The 16,558-nt window shown below is 71.4% G+C and carries 13 protein-coding genes; 10 read left to right on the top strand and 3 right to left on the bottom strand.

The features are described from left to right. The first annotated feature begins 68 nt into the window (after positions 1 to 68). Both ACSU6L_RS13365 and ppgK read left to right on the top strand, forming a co-directional pair. Entirely contained in the window at positions 69 to 1,085 is a 1,017-nt protein-coding gene (locus tag ACSU6L_RS13365; RefSeq protein ID WP_437056645.1) for a 4-hydroxy-3-methylbut-2-enyl diphosphate reductase, read from the top strand. 58 nt (positions 1,086 to 1,143) lie between these two features. Continuing rightward, a complete protein-coding gene (gene ppgK / locus ACSU6L_RS13360) occupies positions 1,144 to 1,905 on the top strand; it encodes a polyphosphate--glucose phosphotransferase (RefSeq protein WP_437056643.1) in 762 nt (253 codons plus the stop codon). 87 nt (positions 1,906 to 1,992) lie between these two features. Here the strand turns inward: ppgK and ACSU6L_RS13355 are convergent, their stop codons facing one another. Beyond that, positions 1,993 to 2,628 carry a DUF6542 domain-containing protein gene (locus tag ACSU6L_RS13355; RefSeq protein WP_437056641.1) on the bottom strand — a complete coding sequence of 212 codons (636 nt, stop codon included), beginning with the start codon at positions 2,626 to 2,628 and terminating at the stop codon, positions 1,993 to 1,995. Between the two features lie 198 nt (positions 2,629 to 2,826). Here ACSU6L_RS13355 and ychF point away from each other — a divergent pair, with 198 nt between their 5' ends. From ychF to ACSU6L_RS13330, 5 genes are all read left to right on the top strand, one after another. Next, positions 2,827 to 3,915, top strand: coding sequence for a redox-regulated ATPase YchF (gene ychF, locus ACSU6L_RS13350; protein ID WP_073940238.1), 1,089 nt, complete (start codon positions 2,827 to 2,829; stop codon positions 3,913 to 3,915). 201 nt (positions 3,916 to 4,116) lie between these two features. Next, a complete protein-coding gene (locus ACSU6L_RS13345; RefSeq protein WP_437056639.1) occupies positions 4,117 to 4,572 on the top strand; it encodes a hypothetical protein in 456 nt (151 codons plus the stop codon). Beyond that, positions 4,569 to 5,231 (top strand): hypothetical protein, encoded by a 663-nt coding sequence (locus tag ACSU6L_RS13340; RefSeq protein ID WP_437064870.1) that lies wholly within the window; start codon positions 4,569 to 4,571, stop codon positions 5,229 to 5,231. Before ACSU6L_RS13345 ends, ACSU6L_RS13340 begins: the two co-directional genes overlap by 4 nt. Before the next feature lie 3 nt (positions 5,232 to 5,234). Then, positions 5,235 to 9,899: a putative T7SS-secreted protein gene (locus ACSU6L_RS13335; RefSeq protein ID WP_437056637.1), complete on the top strand. Its 4,665-nt coding sequence runs from the start codon at positions 5,235 to 5,237 to the stop codon at positions 9,897 to 9,899. 4 nt (positions 9,900 to 9,903) lie between these two features. Then, positions 9,904 to 10,302 carry an Imm7 family immunity protein gene (locus ACSU6L_RS13330; RefSeq protein ID WP_437056635.1) on the top strand — a complete coding sequence of 133 codons (399 nt, stop codon included), beginning with the start codon at positions 9,904 to 9,906 and terminating at the stop codon, positions 10,300 to 10,302. Positions 10,303 to 10,305: 3 nt separating this feature from the next. Here ACSU6L_RS13330 and ACSU6L_RS13325 read toward each other — a convergent pair whose 3' ends face one another. After that, a complete protein-coding gene (locus ACSU6L_RS13325; RefSeq protein ID WP_437056633.1) occupies positions 10,306 to 11,214 on the bottom strand; it encodes a LysR family transcriptional regulator in 909 nt (302 codons plus the stop codon). A 93-nt stretch (positions 11,215 to 11,307) separates the two neighbouring features. Here ACSU6L_RS13325 and ACSU6L_RS13320 point away from each other — a divergent pair, with 93 nt between their 5' ends. Together ACSU6L_RS13320 and ACSU6L_RS13315 are read left to right on the top strand one after the other, a co-directional pair. After that, complete coding sequence (locus tag ACSU6L_RS13320; RefSeq protein ID WP_437056631.1) at positions 11,308 to 12,138, top strand: oxidoreductase; 831 nt, start codon at positions 11,308 to 11,310, stop codon at positions 12,136 to 12,138. A 290-nt stretch (positions 12,139 to 12,428) separates the two neighbouring features. Continuing rightward, the gene (locus ACSU6L_RS13315) at positions 12,429 to 14,015 is read left to right on the top strand and encodes a S8 family peptidase (protein WP_437056629.1); all 1,587 of its coding nucleotides are present in this window, start codon (positions 12,429 to 12,431) and stop codon (positions 14,013 to 14,015) included. Between the two features lie 16 nt (positions 14,016 to 14,031). Here ACSU6L_RS13315 and ACSU6L_RS13310 read toward each other — a convergent pair whose 3' ends face one another. Then, positions 14,032 to 15,228: a serpin family protein gene (locus ACSU6L_RS13310; protein ID WP_437056627.1), complete on the bottom strand. Its 1,197-nt coding sequence runs from the start codon at positions 15,226 to 15,228 to the stop codon at positions 14,032 to 14,034. Positions 15,229 to 15,309: 81 nt separating this feature from the next. Here ACSU6L_RS13310 and ACSU6L_RS13305 point away from each other — a divergent pair, with 81 nt between their 5' ends. Further along, positions 15,310 to 16,521: a DUF4190 domain-containing protein gene (locus tag ACSU6L_RS13305; RefSeq protein WP_437056625.1), complete on the top strand. Its 1,212-nt coding sequence runs from the start codon at positions 15,310 to 15,312 to the stop codon at positions 16,519 to 16,521. Positions 16,522 to 16,558: the final 37 nt, after the last annotated feature.

Genomic DNA, 16,558 nt, shown 5'->3' with positions numbered 1-16,558 from the left:
AGCTCACGGCCAGTCTCCCCGGCAGCCCGGCGGGGACGCGATCTCTGACCCCCGAACGCGGCCTTACGATGGGTCGCATGACTGCTTCGCCTGGCCGCCGTGTCCTGCTCGCCGCCCCCCGTGGTTACTGCGCGGGTGTGGACCGCGCCGTGATCGCCGTCGAGAAAGCCCTGGAGCAGTACGGCGCTCCGGTCTACGTCCGCCACGAGATCGTCCACAACAAGTACGTCGTGCAGACCCTGGAGAAGAAGGGCGCGATCTTCGTCGAGCAGACGGAGGAGGTGCCGCCGGGCAACATCGTGATGTTCTCCGCGCACGGCGTCGCCCCGGTCGTCCACGAGGAGGCCGCGCGCGGCCGGCTCGCCACCATCGACGCGACCTGCCCGCTGGTCACCAAGGTCCACAAGGAAGCCGTCCGCTTCGCCAACGAGGACTACGACATCCTCCTCATCGGGCACGAGGGCCACGAGGAGGTCATCGGCACCTCCGGCGAGGCCCCCGACCACATCCAGCTCGTCGACGGACCGGGCGACGTGGCGAAGGTCGAGGTCCGCGACCCGTCGAAGGTCGTCTGGCTGTCACAGACCACCCTCTCCGTCGACGAGACCATGGAGACCGTCGACGCGCTCAAGGAGAAGTTCCCGCAGCTGATCTCCCCGCCCAGCGACGACATCTGCTACGCCACGCAGAACCGTCAGCTCGCGGTGAAGCAGATGGGCGCCGAGGCCGACCTGGTGATCGTCGTCGGCTCCCGCAACTCCTCGAACTCCAAGCGGCTCGTCGAGGTCGCCAAGCTGGCCGGCGCCCGCGCCTCCTACCTGGTGGACTTCGCCGACGAGATCGACGAGGCCTGGCTGGAGGGCGTCACCACGGTCGGCGTCACCTCGGGCGCCTCGGTGCCGGAGGTGCTGGTCGAGCAGGTGCTGGAGTGGCTGGCCCAGCGGGGCTTCGAGGACGTCGAGATCGTCAAGGCCGCCGAGGAGTCCATCACCTTCTCGCTGCCGAAGGAACTGCGCCGCGACCTGCGTGAGGAGGCGGCCGCGCTGGTCGCCGAGCGCGGCGGGGCCGGCACGGCCGGCGAGTGACGGGTCCGGCCCGCCCGGCCGGGACGTGACCGTCAGTCGTCCGTCGTAACGTGGAGCCATGCAGATCTTCGGTGTGGACATCGGCGGATCCGGAATCAAGGGCGCCCCTGTGGATTTGGACAGGGGCGACCTGGCGCAGGAGCGCTGCAAGGTGCTCACCCCGCACCCGGCGACCCCCGACGGGGTGGCCGACGGGGTCAGACAGGTCGTCGAGCACTTCGGCTGGACGGGCCCGGTCGGCCTGACCTTCCCGGGCGTGGTCACGGGCGGCTCCACGGTGCGTACGGCGGCGAACGTGGACAAGGCCTGGATCGACACGGACGCCCGCGCGCTGTTCTCCGACCGCCTCGGCGGCCTGCCGGTGACGGTGGTGAACGACGCGGACGCGGCGGGCGTCGCCGAGATGGCCTTCGGCGCCGGGCGCGGCCGCAAGGGCACGGTCATCCTGCTGACCTTCGGCACCGGGATCGGCAGCGCGGTCTTCGTCGACGGGACACTCGTTCCCAACACCGAGCTCGGCCACCTGGAGCTGCACGGGCACGACGCGGAGAAGCGGGCCTCCAGCAAGGCCAAGGACGACCACGACCTGTCCTGGGAGCAGTGGGCCCACCGCGTCCGCGGCTACCTCGCGCACGTCGAGATGCTGTTCTCCCCGGAGCTCTTCATCATCGGCGGCGGGGTCAGCCGCAAGGCGCACAAGTTCCTGCACTACATCGAGGACATCAAGGCCGAGATCGTCCCGGCCGAGCTGCAGAACAACGCGGGGATCGTGGGCGCGGCGATGCACGCGGCGCAGGGGGGACGGGGCGGCGCGGGCTGAGCCTCCTGGGCGCCGCTGCCGGTCGGCGGGGTCGGTCGTTGTCGGGCCGCCCTCGGACTGCGGGGGTCGGCCGCTCTCGGGTCGCGGTCAGGCCGCGGTGGGGGGGCGCCTGCGGGCCGCTGCGGCGCGCTTGGCCATCAGCCTCAGCTTGCGTACGGTCACGATCGCGCCGGCGATCAGCGTCCCGCCGTACAGCCAGCCGGCCTGGGTCGCCAGCGCGGTGAACAGGGCCATGATCCGGGAGCCCGGTCCGTCGCCGTGGGCGAGCGGCAGCAGGCCCACCGCGAAGGCGATCGGGACCACCACAGGCACGGTCACCAGGTCGCCGCGGCGCACCCACACCGCGCCGAGCACGCACACCGGCAGGAACAGCACGCCGTACACCAGCGGCGAGGCCCCGAAGAGCAGCTGGTCCAGAAAGCCCAGGGTGAGCATCAGGGTTCCGCAGAACAACCCGCAGCCCAGCCCGGTCAGCCGCGGTTTGGGCAGCGGCCGGGCCGGGACGGCCGCCGCGGGAGGGGGCCGCCGGGCGGGCGCCGGCCGCCGTTCGGGAGCCGTGCCGCGCGGTGTCGTACCGCGCTGCGGGCCGGGACGGGTCGGCCGGACCGCGGATCGGGGCGGCCGGGGCGTGCGGACGACGCCGCGGGCCGTCTGCGGCGGCAGGGGCGGCGAGGTGCCGCGGCGCGGTCCTTGTTGCGGGGGGCGTGTCCTGTGTTGCTCCACTGGCCCAACTTAGGTCGTTTTATGTGCCGAATAGCCCGTCCGACACGCCGTGTGGCCCGCTTGGCCAAGCGATCGGCACATCGCCGGGGCCCGACGGGTACCCCGTAGACTGGGGGATCGGCCAGTCTCGTACGCGCTCAGCAGCACTCGGTCCCTGGCCCCCTGGCCCCGCCCTCACCACATACGGGAAGTCGCAACGTGTCGCTCACGATCGGAATCGTCGGTCTGCCGAATGTCGGCAAGTCGACCCTGTTCAACGCCCTGACCAAGAACGACGTGCTGGCGGCCAACTACCCGTTCGCCACGATCGAGCCCAACGTCGGTGTGGTCGGCGTCCCCGACGCCCGCCTGGCGAAGCTCGCGGAGATCTTCAAGTCGGAGCGGGTGCTGCCGGCGACGGTCGACTTCGTCGACATCGCGGGCATCGTGCGCGGCGCCTCCGAGGGCGAGGGCCTGGGCAACAAGTTCCTGGCGAACATCCGCGAGTCCGACGCGATCTGCCAGGTCATCCGCGCCTTCAAGGACGAGAACGTCGTCCACGTCGACGGCAAGGTCTCGCCCAAGGACGACATCGAGACGATCAACACCGAGCTGATCCTCGCCGACCTCCAGACCATCGAGAAGGTCCTGCCGCGCCTGCAGAAGGAGTCGCGGATCAAGAAGGACGTCGCGCCCAAGGTCAAGGCGGTCGAGGAGGCCAAGGAGATCCTGGAGAAGGGCGACACCCTCTTCGCGCACGGCATCGTCCAGGGCACCGAGCGCAACGAGCTCCTCCACGACCTGCACCTGCTCACCACCAAGCCGTTCCTCTACGTCTTCAACGTCGACGAGGACGAGCTGACGGACGACGCGTTCAAGGACGAGCAGCGCGCCCTGGTCGCCCCCGCCGAGGCGATCTTCCTCAACGCCAAGCTGGAGGCGGACCTCGCCGAGCTGGACGAGGAGGACGCCATGGAGCTGCTGGAGTCGGTCGGCGCGACCGAGCCCGGCCTGGCCACCCTCGCCCGTGTCGGCTTCGACACCCTCGGCCTGCAGACCTACCTCACGGCCGGCCCCAAGGAGTCCCGCGCCTGGACCATCAAGAAGGGCGCGACCGCCCCCGAGGCGGCCGGCGTGATCCACACGGACTTCCAGAAGGGCTTCATCAAGGCCGAGGTCATCTCCTTCGACGACCTGGTCGAGACCGGCTCGGTCGCCGAGGCCCGCGCGAAGGGCAAGGCGCGCATGGAGGGCAAGGAGTATGTGATGCAGGACGGGGACGTGGTGGAGTTTCGCTTCAACGTCTGACGCCTGTCGGCAGAGAGCGCCCGTACCGCCCGCTGGGTGGGCGGGCGCCTTTTTTTGACCGTGTGAAGCCCTCGGCTCACCGGATGCTTTCCCCCGCCTTGGCCGGTAACGCCAAGGGCACTGGCCGGGAACCGCCGGTTGCGTATGGGGCGTGTGTTCCTGGGAAGACACGTTGCCGTCGATGTCGGGGGAGGCGATGAAGTGCGTGACGGGACTGCGCTCGCGGAGCGGATCGCTGAGCGGCGGGCCGGGACAGGCGATCCGCGGGCGCTCCTCGGGGAGCTGAGGCGGGCCCGGATGCTCGTGCCGCTGGACCGGGGCGGGCTGTGGACGGGGCATTTCGGCGGGGTGCGCTGGGTGTTCGCGTTCACCGGCGAGGAGGCCCTGGCACGCTTCGCGCAGTCGCGGGCGTGGGAGCCCGGGAGCTCCGGGGACGGCGCCCGGCCCTGGGAGTTCGCCGAACTGCTCGGCGCCCGGCTGCTCGACGAGATCATCCCGGCGATGGGCGAGCCCGCGGGCATCGCCGTAGACGTCGCGGACCCCGATGGGTCCATGCTCTTCCCGCCCGCCATGGGCATCGTTCCGGACGAAGCCGCCGTCGACACGCCGGGCAAGCCCACCGGCGGGGCCGGCGCGACCGCGGGGGGTGCCGCCTGATGGGCGACGGGGCGAAGGATCTCGGTGTCGACAACTACACCGTCCAGCGGCTCACCCAGGGCATACGCGACGCGGTCGGTGAGCTGAAGGAGATCGGTACGAGCACCGGAGCGGTGCTCGGCAAGGGCTTCTCCGAACTGGCGATGACCGGCATGGAAGCCGGGCACCACGGTCTGTCCGTGGACTTCGAGGACTTCTGTGAGCGGTGGGAGTGGGGCGTACGGGCGCTGATCCAGGACGCCAACACCATCGCGGCGAAGCTCGGCCTGGCCGCGGGCGTGCTGTGGGAGGAGGACCAGTACGTCCAGAGCTCGCTGAAGTTCGGCGTCAACTCTGTCGCCGGCGGCAGCCCGTACGCGTCCGAGGAGGACATCGCCAAACAGGGCTGGGGTGACGTGTTCACACCGGACGCGCTGGACCCGGACTGGAGCGCCGAGTCGTGGGACCGCGCCGGCGACGAGATGGCCCAGACCTGGAAGGACACGGGGCGAGCGGTGCTCACCGAGGGGCAGGGCGGCGAGCGGTCGCGGATCCTCAACGACCTCCTCGGGATCGACCAGCGACAGTTCGACCAGGCCGTCGACGACGCCTTCGGGCCGTCGCCCGAGGAGCGCGCCCGGCAACAACAGCAGCAGCAGAACGGCGGCGGGGGGAACTGACGCATGGGTATCGGGGATTTCGTCAGTGACATCACGCCGGACGTCGTCGAGGACGCGGTCGAGGACGGCGTCGAGTGGGTCGGCAACCGGGTGGAGGACGCCGGCAACTGGACGGCGGACCGGCTCCAGGACGTCGGCTGGGAGTCCGGTGCGGACTGGGTGCGCGAGCAGTCGCGTTCACTGGCGAACCGGATGGGTGCCGAGGTCGACGAGATGGACCTCGGGCAGACGGAGGACAAGACAAAGCTCATCTACGGCTCGCCGGGCAAGCTGCGCTCCACTGCTTCCCACCTGCGTGACTTCACGGACTCGTTCAACGACGTGGGGCTCGGTCTCGAAGGGCTCGACTCGGACTCCCTGCAGGGGCAGGCGGCGGACGCGTTCCGCAAGACGGTGAAACTGGAGCCCCCCAAGTGGTACAAGGGCGCGGACGCGTTCGAGAAGGCGGCGAAGGCGCTGGAGTCGTTCGCGGACACGGTGACCTGGGCGCAGGGCCAGGCGCAGCTCGCGATCGACAGGTGGAAGGAAGGCACGAAGGCCTCGGCGGATGCCCTGGACGCGCACAACAAGAAGGTCGACGACTACAACAACGCCGTCGACAAGTACAACGCGACGCCCGCCGACAAGCGTGACCCCGCCACACTGCCGCCGAAGCCGGGCCAGTTCTCCGACCCCGGCAAGGCGAAGATGCAGGAGGCGCAGGACATCCTTGCCGAGGCGCGCAAGCAGCGGAACTCCGCCGCCGAGACCGCCCGCAAGGCAGTGCAGGAGGCCCGCGACGCGGCCCCGCCCAAGCCCTCCTACGGCGAACAGTTGACGGACGGGCTCGACGAGCTCGAACTGATGCAGACCCACTTCGCCATGGGCGCGGTCAAGGGCACCGCGGGGATCCTGAACTTCGTCCGGGGCCTCAACCCGCTGGACCCGTACAACATCACGCATCCGGCCGAGTACGTCACCAATCTCAACAGCACCGTCGCCGGACTCGTCCAGGTCGCCAACGACCCCTGGGGCACCGGCAAGCAGATGCTGGACAACTTCATGAAGGACCCGGCGGAAGGGTTCGGCACGCTCGTGCCGGACGCGATCCTCACCGTCGCGACGGGTGGTGCCGGAGCCGCCGCGAAGGGCGTGAGGCTCACGGACGAGCTCGCGGACGCCGCCAAGGCGCGCCGTGCCGACGACCTCAGAGAGACCGTCCGCAGGCCTGATGGCAAGCGGTGCGGCCGTGAGCCCGTCGACTTCGCGACCGGCCGCATGTTCCTGCCGCAGGAGGACGTGCTGCTGCCGGGCAGCCTGCCGCTGCTGTTCCGCAGGGATTTCGAGTCCTCCTACCGGGCGGGCCGCTGGTTCGGCGAGAGCTGGTCGTCGACGATCGACCAGCGTCTGACCGTCGACCCGATCGGTGTCGTCTTCCACGGTGAGGACAACCTGCTCGTCCCGTACCCGCACCCGGCCCCCGGCACTCCGGTGCTCCCCGAGGCGGGGCCGCGCTGGCCGCTGGAGCGGCACACCGACGGCAGTTACACACTCACCGACCCGGACACGGGCGTCGTCCGGCACTTTCTCGCCCCACCCGGCGTCGAGCCGGGAGACAACGGCTCCGCGCCGCTCGCCGAGATCGCCGACCGCAACGGGCGCACGATCACCGCGGAGTACGACGAGGAGGGTGCCCCGCTCGCCCTCACCCACTCGGGGGGCTACCGCCTCACGTTCACCACGGAGAACCGCCGGATCACCTCGCTGAGTCTTGGCGGCACCGAGATCGCCAGGTACGGATACAGCGCGGAAGGCCATCTCAACGAGGTCACCAAGTCCTCGGGCATCCCCACCCGGTTCGACTACGACACCGAAGGACGCATCGTCGCCTGGACCGACACGAACGGCTCCAGCTACAGCTTCGTGTACGACGACAGGGACCGGTGCGTCTTCCAGACCGGTGCCGAGGGGCATCTGCGCTCGGAGTTCCACTACAGCGAGCCGCACCCGGACACCGGCCTGACCACCACCACGGTCACCGATTCCCTCGGTCACACCTGGCGCTACACGGTCAACAGCCACCTCCAGGTCGTCGCCGAGACCTGGCCCACGGGCGCGGTGATCCGGTACGCCTACGACCGCGACGACCGGCTGCTGTCCCGTACCGATGCGCTCGGTGCGCGGACCGAGTTCCGCTGGGACGACGAGGGCCGTCTCGTCTCGACGGTCCGCCCCGACGGCAGCGTGCAGACGGCGGCCTACGGCGGCGACGGCCGCCCGGTCGAGCTGGTCCAGCCGGGCGGGCTGCGCTGGAAGCAGGAGTACGACGAACGCGGCAACCGCGTCGCGGTCACCAACCCCGCCGGGCGCACCACCCGATACACCCACGACGCGCTCGGCCACGTCACCTCGGTCACCGACCCGCTCGGCGCGACTACCCTGCTGCGCCACAACGCCGCAGGCCTTCTCATGGCCCAGACGGCCCCGGACGGCGGTGTGACGACGTACGTCCGGGACGCCTTCGGCCGGATCACCGAGCGCACCGGACCGAGCGGCGGCACCGCCCGCTTCGAGTGGACCCCTGAGGGCCGGCTCGCGCGGTTCACGGGCGCGGACGGGGCCGTGGAGTCGTGGACGTACGACGGCGAGGGCAACTGCCTCAGCCATACCGACCCCGAGGGCCGCAGCACGACCTTCGAGTACACCCACTTCGACCTGCTCGCGGCCCGCACCGACCCCGACGGTGCCCGCCACGAGTTCACGCACGACACCGAGCTGCGCCTTACCGAGGTCAGGAACCCTCTGGGCCTGCGGTGGAGCTACACCTACGACGCGGTCGGCAACCTCGTCGCCGAGACCGACTTCGACGGCCGCACCGTCGCCTACGACGTCGATCCGCTCGGCCGGGTGCTGACCCGTACCACCCCGCTCGGCGCGGCCGTCCGCTACGAGCGCGACCTGCTCGGCCAGGTCGTCCGCAAGGACGCCGGCGGCGCCGTCACGACGTACGAGTACGACCCCGCGGGCCGGTTGCTGCGGGCCGTCGGACCCGACGCCGAGCTGACGTACGTGTATGACCGTCGGGGCCACGTCAAGACAGAACTGCTCGACGGGCGTGCGCTGTCGTTCTCGTACGACGTGGCGGGGCGCCGCACCCGGCGCGTCACCCCGGGCGGCCATGTCACCTCGTACACGCACGACGGCGCGGGCCGTGCCGCCGCGCTGACCGTCGCGGGACACGACATCGTGTTCACGCGTGATGGCGCGGGGCGTGAGCTCGCCCGCCGCGTCGGGGAGACACTGACGCTGACGTCGGACTGGGACGCCGCGGGCCGGCTCACCGCCCAGGAGATCGCGCGCGGCGGCCACCGGCTGAACCTGCGGACGTACGCGTACCGCGAGGACGGCCATCTCGTCGCGGTCGACGACGCCCTGCGCGGCCCGCGCCGCTTCGGCCTGGACGCGACGGGCCGGGTCACCGCCGTCACGGCCGACCGGTGGAGCGAGTCCTACGCGTACGACAGCGGTGGCAACAACGTCGCCGCCGCCTGGCCGGACCGCCACGCCGGTGGCGACGCGCGCGGCCGGCGCTCCTACACCGGAACCCGGATCACGGAGGCCGGAGCCAACCGCTACGCGTACGACGACGCCGGCAGGCTGATCCGCCGCTCGAAGACCCGGCTTTCGAAGAAGCGTGACGTGTGGACGTACGCGTACGACGCCGAGGACCGGCTCACCGAGGTCACGACCCCGGACGGCACACTGTGGCGCTACCGGTACGACCCGCTGGGCCGACGCATCGCCAAGGAGCGCATGGCGGCCGACGGCCGGACGGTGGCGGAGCGCACGCGCTTCGTCTGGGACGGTCCCGTACTCGCGGAGCAGACCACGGAGATCCCAGGCGAGCTGCCCCACCACACCACGCTGAGCTGGGACCACGAGGGCCTGGTCCCGGTCGCCCAGACCGAACGGCTCACCGACGCCGTCACCCAGCGGGAGATCGACGCGCGGTTCTTCGCGATCGCTACCGATCTCATCGGCACCCCGACCGAGCTCATCGACGAGGACGGGCGCATCGCCTGGCAGAGCCGCACCACGCTGTGGGGCATCACGACGTGGAACGCCGACGCGTCCGCGTACACACCGCTGCGGTTCCCCGGCCAGTACTTCGACCCGGAGACCGGCCTCCACTACAACCACCACCGCTACTACGACCCGCAGACCGCCCGGTACACCACGCCCGATCCGCTGGGCCTCGCGCCCGCGCCCAACCCGACCGCGTACGTGCACAACCCGCACCGGTTCAGCGATCCGCTGGGCCTCGCTCCGTACGAGGACAACGGGGGGCTCGGCGATCTCATCGAGGTCAACAAGCCCGACGCCGACGCGGACAAGCTGGCCGACAAGCTCGGCGGAGAGCCTCGCAGGAGGTTCGCGAACGATCCGGACGGACGTGAGTTCGACGCCATCAGCGACGAGTACGTGGCCCAGGCGAAGCCCGCGGACTTCACGTTGAACAAGAAGTTCCGCAAGCAGGCGCAAGCCACGTTCGAGGCGGCGATCCAGAGTGGCCGCACGCCGTACTTCCAGTTCGACGGACCGCCCGGACCAGGCGTGATCGATAAGCTCCAGGAATACGGACGCCGGTACGGCGTCGAGCCGGTGATCGACACGACTCCGCTGGAGTGAGGGCATGTACGAGTTCCATGGCTGGTTCGGCATTTCCGAGGACCCGTACGAGGACGACTCGCAGTCCCTGAAGGCGGGCGCCGAGGAGCTGCGGGCGCGGATCGACTCGGTCCAGTGGTCCTCCAGCTGCAAGGTCGTGCTCGACGTGTTCAACGGGCTGGACGTCGTCACGGCCACCGGTCACACGAACCACGTCGGATACGAGGCCGGGCAGCTGGACGAACTGGTGGCGTACATCGCGCGCCGCTTCCCCGGTTCGTGGGGGATGCTCTACGACCGCTCCGATGAAGGCGACATCCCGAACGCGGACAACGCGTTCCGGGTGCGCGTCGTGCGCAGGGGGATCGTCGAGGAGCGCCTGGACCCGTTCCTCTCGCCGTGCAATCCGGTGATCGAGGACTGAGCCCTACGAGGCCCGCCTGGCCACCCGCCGGCACGCCTCCGCGTACCCCCGTACCAGCGGCCTTTCCCCGTCCTCCCGTCGCCAGGCGAGGGCGTAGCGGGTGGGGGTGAGGCCGTTGACCGGGCGGGTCGTCACGCCGCCGAGGGTGATCAGGGGGGCGTTGCCGGTGGCGACCAGGCAGATGCCGAGGCCGGCGACCAGCGCCTCGTAGGTCTCCTCGGTGCCGGCGATCTCCGCGCCGACGCGGGGCGGCCGGCCGGCGCGGGCGTCGAGGGCGAGCCAGTGGTCGCGGAGGGGGCCGGCGGTCGGGGGGAGGGCGAGGAACGGCTCGTCGAGGAGGTCGGTGAAGTCGATCTCGGTGCGGGCGGTGAGGGGGTGGGTGTCGGGGAGGGCGACCATGCGGGGCTCCTCGGCGATCACGGTCCAGGCGTAGCGCTCCTGGTCGGGCAGTGGCAGCCAGACGAAGGCGACGTCCGCGGTGCCGTCGGCGAGGCCCGCGGTGGGGTCGTCCCAGACGATCTGCCGCAGGCGCACCGCGGCTTCCGGGTGGGCGGCGGTGAAGCGGGAGCGGATCGCGGGGAGGAGTCCGCCGCGGCCGGGACTGGTGCTCATGCCGATGACCAGGGTCGTTCGCTGGGTGGCGCGGGCCCGGGCGACCGCTTCGGCGCCTTCCTCCCAGGCGTCCAGGACGCGCCGGGCGTGCGGCAGCAGTGCCTCGCCCGCCGGGGTGAGGGCGACGCTGTGCCGGTCGCGCCGGAAGAGTGCGACGCCCAGCTGCCGTTCGAGCGCGCGGATCTGTTTGCTGAGGGCGGGCTGGGAGACGTACAGCCGTTCGGCGGCGCGGGTGAAGTGCAGTTCCTCGGCCACGGTGAGGAAGTAGCGCAACTCTCTGCCGTGTACGTCCGTTGTCATGTCCAACGGTTATCACCGGGAATCTTGGACGGGCAACGCCCTTTTACAGCAGTCTTGTTGATGTTGCGGAAGTGACTGAGAAGGGGACGGGACATGAGCAAGGTCTGGCTGATCACGGGCGCGAGCAGCGGATTCGGGCGGGCGATCACCGAGGCGGCGCTGGCCGCGGGGGACGTCGTGGTGGGGGCCGCCCGACGCCCGGAGGCGCTGGACGACCTGGTGGCCGCGCACCCGGACCAGATGGAGGCGCTGCGGCTGGACGTCACGGACACCGGTGCCGCCGAGGCGGCGGTGCGGGACGTGGTGGAGCGGCACGGGCGGATCGACGTCCTGGTCAACAACGCGGGCCGTACGCATGTCGGCGCCTTCGAGGAGACCACCGACGACGAGCTGCGTGCCCTGTTCGACCTGCATCTCTTCGGGCCGGCCGCGCTGACCCGGGCGGTGCTGCCGTTCATGCGGGAGCGGCGTTCGGGCGCGATCGTGCAGATGAGCAGCGTGGGCGGGCAGATGTCGTTCGCCGGTTTCGCCGCGTACAGCGGTACGAAGTTCGCGCTGGAGGGCATGTCGGAGGCGCTCGCCGACGAGGTGGCGGAGTTCGGCATCAAGGTGCTGATCGTGGAGCCGGGTGCCTTCCGCACCTCGCTGTTCGAGGGGAACCGGGCCGGCTTCAGCCCCGACAGCGGGGCGTACCCGAAGGTCACCCAGACCCGCGGGTACGTGGCGACCGGCGACGGCACGCAGGCCGGTGACCCGGCCAAGGCGGCGGCCTTGATCCGCGCGGCCCTGGAGGCCGGGAAGACCCCGCTGCACCTGCCGCTCGGTGACGACGCGGTCACCGCCGTCCTCGATCATCTCGACCAGGTGCGGGACGACGTGGCGGCGTGGGAGAAGCGCACGCGGGAGACCGGTTTCGACGCCTGACGGCACTCCTCCGCCGGGGGCCCGACCGTCCCCCGGAGGAGGTGATGGCTCGTCATGAACGGCGTATGGCACGCCTGTTACGTCCGTGCAGGGCCCTTGTGCAATTCCTGTGCAGGCCTCAATCTTTCGGCTGACGCACAGTGAGGCACACGGGCCCCGGCTGGGCTCCGGCATGCCCCGCGGCTTGACATGTCTCGTCGCTTGGCATGTCCCTGACCTCCTCGTGCGTGCTCCGCACTACCCGTGCACCACCCCCACCGGCGCACCACCGATCGAGGAGGACCCCTCAGATGGCAGTGATGCGTACTCCCCACCGCACCACCCGGCGAAGACTGGCCGCGATCGCCGTCGCGAGCACCGCGGCGCTCGCCGCGGGCCTGGTCTCCGCGCTGCCCGCCGGCGCGGCACCCGCCGCCGCCGAAGGCCGCATCAAGTACGAGGGCGCGGCGAACGCCGTCGCCGACAGCTACATCGTGACCCTGAAGCCGGGCGAGGCCCGCTCCGGCTCCGCCGAGGGCCGCGCGCTGGCCAAGAAGTACGGCGCCACCATCGAGCGCACGTACACCAAGGCCCTCAACGGCTACGCGATCGAGGCCTCCGAGACCGAGGCGAAGCGGCTCGCCGCCGACCCGGCCGTCGCCTCCGTCGTGCAGAACCGCACGTTCAGCATCGACGCCACGCAGCCCAGCCCGCCGTCCTGGGGCCTGGACCGCATCGACCAGCGGAACCTGCCGCTGAACAGCTCGTACACCTACCCGGACTCGGCCGGGCAGGGCGTGACGGCGTACGTCATCGACACCGGCGTCCGCATCACCCACAGCGACTTCGGCGGCCGCGCCTCCTACGGCTACGACGCCATCGACAACGACAACACCGCCCAGGACGGCCACGGCCACGGCACGCACGTCGCCGGCACCGTCGCGGGCAGCGCCCACGGCGTCGCCAAGAAGGCGAACATCGTCGGCGTCCGGGTGCTGAACAACTCCGGCTCCGGTACGACCGCCCAGGTCGTCGCCGGCATCGACTGGGTCGCGCGCAACGCGGTCAAGCCGGCCGTCGCCAACATGTCCCTCGGCGGCGGCGCCGACTCCGCGCTCGACACGGCCGTACGCAACGCCATCGCCTCCGGCGTCACCTTCGCCGTGGCGGCGGGCAACGAGAGCACCAACGCCTCGACCCGGTCGCCCGCACGCGTGACGGAGGCGATCACCGTCGGCGCGACGACCTCCTCCGACGCCCGCGCCAGCTACTCCAACTACGGCACGGTCCTCGACCTGTTCGCCCCGGGCTCCTCCATCACCTCCGCCTGGAACAGCGGCGACAGCGCCACCAACACCATCTCCGGTACGTCGATGGCGACCCCGCACGTCGCCGGAGCGGCGGCGCTCTACCTGGCCGACAACCCGACGGCCACGCCCGCCCAGGTGTCCTCGGCGCTGACCGCGGCCGCCACGCCCGACGTCGTCGGCAGCCCGGGCACCGGCTCGCCCAACCGCCTGCTGTACGTCGGCGGCGGCAGCACGACCCCGCCGGGACCGCGGTTCGAGAACACCGGTGACTACGCGATCAACGACAACGCGACCGTCGAGTCCCCGGTCACCGTCTCCGGTGTCTCCGGCAACGCGCCCGCGGCCCTCGCCGTCGAGGTCCACATCGTCCACACCTACATCGGCGACCTCCAGGTCCAGCTGATCGCCCCCGACGGCACGGCGTACACCCTCAAGGGCTACGGCACCGGCGGCAGCTCGGACAACATCGACACCACGTACTCGGTCAACGCGTCCGCGGAGAGCGCCAACGGCACCTGGAAGCTCCGGGTGAGCGACAACGCCAACTTCGACACCGGGCGCATCGACGCCTGGGCGCTGCAGTTCTGACACCCTGGCAGTACCCCTAGAAGTACTCCTCGTCCTCGCGGAAGGGCTCCGGGTCCGTCACCCAGCCCGCCGCGAGGACGAGGCGTGAGTGGCGGTGCAGGGCGAGGAAGCCGAAGGGGCGGTCGAAGCGGGCCCGGACGGTGGTGGTCAGGAAGCGCAGTTGGGGGACGCCGGCGCCGATGGCGTCGAACGCCGTGACCGCCGCCGCGCGGAAGCCGAGCGCCCCGAACCGGGCCATGGCGGACTGCTCGGCCGAGCCGACCGCGAGCGGGTGGGCGCTGACGCCGGGGAAGTGGCCGACGCGGTCGTCCCGCGCGGCGGTGAGGCCGAACAGGGCGTGGTGCTTCAGCAGGTCGTGGTGTCCGGTGAGGTCGAACGCCGCGGTGGTCACCTCCAGCGTCGGCGGTTCCGGCCGCTCGCTGCGCGTCCTGACCACGCGCAGGCCCGGCCCCACGTCCCCGTAGGGGAGCTGCGGGCCGGGGACCACGGGGCACCGGCGGGCGAGGACGTCCAGGCCCGCCGACAGCACCTGCCCCGGCGTCATGTGCTCCTCGCCGAGCAGCAGATGGAGGTCCAGGGCGTTGTCGCCCAGCACCTTCAGCTCGGTGACGAAGCCGTGCGGGGTGTCCGCGACGCCGACCCGGTCCGGGAGCGCGCTCGCACGCCACAGCCCGAGCACGGTCCGCTCGCTCCACGGCCCGGTCTCCGGCGCCAGCGGGTACTCGTCGAACGGCCGCAGCCAGTTCGTGCGCAGCGTGAGCGCTCCGGCCAGCACCAGCTCGGTGCGCGCGTCCAGCGTCACCGGCATCCGCTCGACGAGCCCGCCGGTCCGCTTCGCGGCCCACGCGTCGAGCACGGCGTGGTCCGCGGCGACGTCTCCGGACAGCACCCCGTGCGCCTCCGCCGGCAGCCCCGCCCGCCATGCCTCGCGCAGTTCCAGCGTGCGCTTGGTCCACAGGCCGACGGCCGTGTCCAGGCCGCGCGTCGCCGCCAGCCGGGCCAGCAGCTCCCGCGCCGCCGGGGCCGCCTGCTCCGCGGGGAGGCCCACCGCGTCCGTCAGTTCGTCGCGGGCCGGGCCCCCGGCGCCGTCGGCGAGGAGGGCGAGCAGCGGCCACACCCCGGCCGCGGAGAACACCGTGCCGGCCTCGACGGTCCGCGCCCACCGGGCCGTCAACCCGTTGACCGCCCGGATCGTCGCGTTCGTGACCCCCATGTCGCCCCCAGTCGCCCCGCGCTTACCATGCGCCAAGTCGTACGTCAGTTCCTCACGAACCGAGTCAGGAGCACGGTACCCGTGTCCACACCCCCGCCCACCGGCCCCGAGCAGCCGCCGGGCCCCCAGGGCCAGTACCCGGCTCCGCACCCGCCGGGCCCTTACCAGCAGGGTCCGTACCAGCAGGGGCCGTACGCCCCCGGCCCGTACGCGTCCGCTCCGTACGGCGGCTGGCAGCCCTACCCCTACCAGCAGCAGCCCCCGGTCAACGGTGTCGCCATCGCCGCCCTGGTCCTCGGCGTGCTGTGCTTCCTGCCCGCCGTCGGGCTGGTGCTGGGGCTGATCGCCCTGCGGCAGATCAAGAGGAAGGGCGAGCGCGGCAAGGGCCTGGCGATCGCCGGTTCCGTGCTGTCGTCCGTCGGGATCGCGCTGTGGGCGGTGGCGCTGCCCACGGGGGTCGCCGCCGACTTCTGGGAGGGCTTCAAGGAGGGCGCGGCCGGCGAGACCCTCTCCGTGGACAAGGGCCAGTGCTTCGACGCGCCCGGCGGCTCCCTGGAGGGCGTGACGTACGACCTCGACGTCGTTCCCTGCGCCGGCGAGCACGACGGCGAGGTGTTCGCCACGGTCACCCTGCCGGGCGGCTCCTTCCCCGGCGACGACCACGTCACGGCGGTGGCCGAGGACAAGTGCTACACGCTCCAGAGCGACTACGCCCTGGACCTGTGGGCCCTGCCCCAGCACGTCGACGTGTACTACCTCACCCCGACCCGGCAGAGCTGGCGGCTCGGCGACCGCGAGATCACCTGCATCTTCGGCAACACCGACGAGAAGGGCACCCTGACCGGCTCGCTGCGCAACGACGCGACCACCCTGGACGCCGACCAGCTGGCGTACCTGGAGTCGGTGCGCGACCTCGACAGGGTCCTCGACCGGGAGCCCGACGACTACCCCGAGGACGACCTCGAGGTGAACACGGACTGGGCCGGCGAGGTCCGCGACGGCCTCGACGACCAGACCGAGGCGCTGCGCGGCCGCGGCTGGCCCGCGGACTCCGAGCAGCCCGTCGCCGACCTGGTGGACGAGCTGGAGGCGGCGCGCGAGCACTGGGCGAAGGCGGCGGCAGCGACCGACGCGGACACCTTCTACGAGCACTACGAGGCCGGGTACGAGTTCTACGACGGCGCGACGACGATCGACGTCCGCGAGGCGCTGGGACTGGACACCAGCCCGCCGGAGTACGACTACGACGACAGCGCGGAGGAGGAGGCGGGCGGCGGCGACCTGAACGTGTGAGCGCGGCCATAGCGGGGAGAAAGTGCCTGCGTAAGCC

The organism is Streptomyces sp. enrichment culture, from assembly GCF_964272855.1.
Taxonomy (GTDB): Bacteria; Actinomycetota; Actinomycetes; order Streptomycetales; family Streptomycetaceae; genus Streptomyces.
The sequence above is the reverse complement of the archived record's forward strand: the minus strand, read 5'-3'. Positions and strand labels throughout refer to the sequence as shown.